Origin of the sequence: uncultured Negativicoccus sp., from assembly GCF_902480485.1 — a bacterium.
GTDB classification, from domain to species: domain Bacteria; phylum Bacillota; class Negativicutes; order Veillonellales; family Negativicoccaceae; genus Negativicoccus; species Negativicoccus succinicivorans.
This window is the reverse complement of the sequence record NZ_CABSTC010000084.1, coordinates 1-3,075: the sequence shown is the minus strand read 5'-3', so window position 1 is coordinate 3,075 and position 3,075 is coordinate 1. Positions and strand designations below refer to the sequence as shown.

The window sequence follows — 3,075 nt, the reverse complement described above, 5'->3', positions numbered from 1 at the left end:
TATTGAAATAGTTTATCGAAAACATCTCTTTATGCAAGTAAATATGTTATAATGCGCGCATAAGGAGGGAAATATATGGCGATTGATCTCGAACGACATTCTACTGCGGATAAAGGATATTCAGACTCGCTTTATGAAGTACATTTTGTACCCGTAACGGAGCGCACTGAATATCAGGAAGGGCCGATTGCAAACGCTCTAAAAAAACTGCAAGAGAAAATGGAAAAGAAAGATTTCGAAACATATATTAATTCATTATTGCGTATTAATTATGATGGGAAAAGATTGCTTTTGATTACCCGTCGAGAAATAAATCGGACAATGTTGGAAGGAAAATTTCGTAAAGATATTGCCGATGCTTTTGAGACTCAGCAAATTCGAGTAGTCAGTCAGGCATAATTGTTACCGCATTTACATACACAATGATTTTTTCTTAATATTAAAATCATTGCCCATTTGTTGAGCTTATTAGGGAAGTTGCTGACTCTCATAAATACGTATTTGTTGGAACGCAATTTCTTGCCCGAGATAGCTTGCGTTGGGAGGAAATAATAAGCTGTCATGGAATATAAAAGCTCTCTGCGGTGGCAGAGAGCTTTTGTGCAGGAACAGTCAGTAGTGATCTGGTATGTTCGACTACCGCATATTTGCGTGCTTTTTTAGAAGACAGCACATTATCATTGGCCGGCACAGTTATGCAAGGGGATTAGGAAACCTCTGCTGGGGACTCGGAAATTATGCTTGTTTCAGCCGGGAGCGTCGCTGCTATGATGATTACCTTCGGGAATGATATATAAGCAGTTACTGCCGTGCGGGAACTGCATCGCAGAGTCATATGTTTTATGGTGATGAATGTATAAACATAAAACTTGGCGAAATATGAGACGCAAATATTTGAAGCAGCAATATTAACCTACGCGAAATGGTCGGAGCAAGTCCAAAACTGCAGGAATGTAGGATGTTTTATTATGGGCATTGACGTCAAGAAACGATGATTTATTAAAAATTGTTTTGTCGAAAGCAAAAACAGTGTATTATGATAATGAAGCTCAACCAATTGCTGATGAGCCAAGTACAGCTTTGAAAAAATTCGTCGGTTCTTTCCGCGCTTTGCCGATACCGGACACAATCTGGCGCGTATGCGATGCGCATGAGGACCTTCGTGCAAAAGAAAAAGGGGAAGTGGTGTTATTTGACTCCGGAATTTGTAATTCTGGCGTTAACCGGAGCCTGCAATTTTAAATGCCGTTACTGTTATGCAGCGAATCAAGCACTTGTCAAACTGCCTCATGCCGCCATTCGTTGGGCATTGGATATGGCCGCGGCTAACGGAAAAGCGGTGACTGTACAATTAACCGGAGGGGAGCCTTTGTTGGCTTTTGACCGATTGTGCTACGCTGTTGAGTATGCCGCCGAAAAAAATTACTATATTAAGTGGCAAATCCAGACAAATGCCAGCCTGATTACGCCGGCCGTCGCGGAATATTTTGCGAAGCACAAAATTGGCATCGGTGTGAGCTTGGATGGGGACGTAACACGTAATAATGCGGCTCGAATTTATCCTGACGATACAGGTACAGCACACCATATCATGCGCGGGCTATCCATTTTACGTGATGCCGGTCTGGGCGTAGGCATTACCTGTGTAGTGGGTCGGCATAATATCCGGCATTTAGATTCGTTAATCCCCATGGCCTATTATGCAGGGAATGTATTTCGCATCGGCTTTGATATTTTACGGCCGCAGGGGCGGGCGAGCGTATCCGATACCGTTACCGGCGACGAAATGCAGGCTGCTTTGGTCAAAGTGCTTCAGAAAGCGGATTGGTTTTATCGAAAAACAGGTAAAAAAATTACCTTTTCCCACAGTGAACGAATTCGCCTATTGATAGATGGAAAATTGGCTCCGTTTGGTCATTGTTATGCCCTTACCAATCGTGCATTATATGTGGATCCGAGCGGTGACTGCTATGCCTGTGCCTCCTTGTCCGGCCAGCCGGAGTTTCGCTTGGGCTCTTATAAAGAAGAAATTCAGACCGAATGTATGCAAACCGTTCATGAACGTCTCGAAGAGATGCTCGAGCAATGTCGTGAATGCGATTGCTTGAAAGTTTGCGGTGGCGGGTGTTATGCTCGCTGGGTCAAAAGCAAACAAGCGCAGGAAGCGGAATGTGTATTAAAGAAAATATTTATTCATCGAGAGCAGAAAGATATTATTCACAAAGGAGTTGTCGTATGAAACGTCAAAACTACCCATTTACTGCTATTGTAGGTCAGGAACGCATGAAAAAAGCGTTGCTTTTAAATGCCATTAATCCTGCGATCGGCGGAGTTCTTATTAAAGGAGAAAAAGGTACGGCAAAATCTACTGCAGTTCGTGCATTGGCCGATGTTTTGCCGCCGATTGATGCAGTAAAAGATTGCCAATTCCGTTGTGATCCGGAAGAACCTGGGCTTTTCTGCAGTGACTGTATGGAACGACAGGCTGCGGGCGAAACTCTTGCCACCTATGAAACACGCATGAAAGTAGTTGAATTGCCGGTCAACGCGACGGAAGATCGTGTCGTTGGCACATTGGATTTAGAACATGCTATTTCGCAAGGCAAAAAGAAATTTGAGCCGGGCATTTTGGCAGATGCTAATCGAAATATTTTATATGTGGATGAAATCAATCTGCTGGATGATCATGTTGTTGACGTATTGTTGGATGCCGCCGCAATGGGGGTTAATACCGTAGAACGCGAAGGCGTTTCCATGTCGCACCCGGCTAAATTTGTCTTAATCGGTACGATGAACCCCGAAGAAGGTGATATTCGTCCACAATTATTGGATCGTTTCGGACTTTCCGTCGAAGTTGTTGGCGAACACGATGCGCAGCAACGTGTAGAGGTTATTAAACGTCGCTTGGCATATGAAGCCGACCCGGAAAAATTTGCGGAAGAATACGCGGAAGAACAAAAGCAATTGGAAAAAAAGATTCACCGCGCCCGTGTGCTCCTGCCTACGGTTCAAGTTCCTGATGAAGCGCTGGCAAAAACGGCGGAACTTTCCGTGGCATTAGACGTCGACGGTCAT

At 44.1% G+C, this 3,075-nt stretch carries 3 protein-coding genes; all 3 read left to right on the top strand.

Going from position 1 to position 3,075, the window contains the following annotated elements; genetic code table 11:
* Nucleotides 1-75 precede the first annotated feature (75 nt).
* A complete protein-coding gene (locus tag RDN69_RS06005; protein ID WP_024049001.1) occupies nucleotides 76-399 on the top strand; it encodes a hypothetical protein in 324 nt (107 codons plus the stop codon).
* A 763-nt stretch (nucleotides 400-1,162) separates the two neighbouring features.
* Nucleotides 1,163-2,239: a radical SAM/SPASM domain-containing protein gene (locus RDN69_RS06000; protein ID WP_159821847.1), complete on the top strand. Its 1,077-nt coding sequence runs from the start codon at nucleotides 1,163-1,165 to the stop codon at nucleotides 2,237-2,239.
* Nucleotides 2,236-3,075: ATP-binding protein (locus tag RDN69_RS05995; RefSeq protein ID WP_288218376.1), on the top strand; the 840-nt coding region annotated here is incomplete at its 3' end. The genes RDN69_RS06000 and RDN69_RS05995, both read left to right, overlap by 4 nt.

Excerpts from the sequence above, each read along its gene's own strand:
- RDN69_RS06005 (WP_024049001.1), top strand. The coding sequence starts at position 76 with ATGGCGATTGATCTCGAACGACATTCTACTGCGGATAAAGGATATTCA.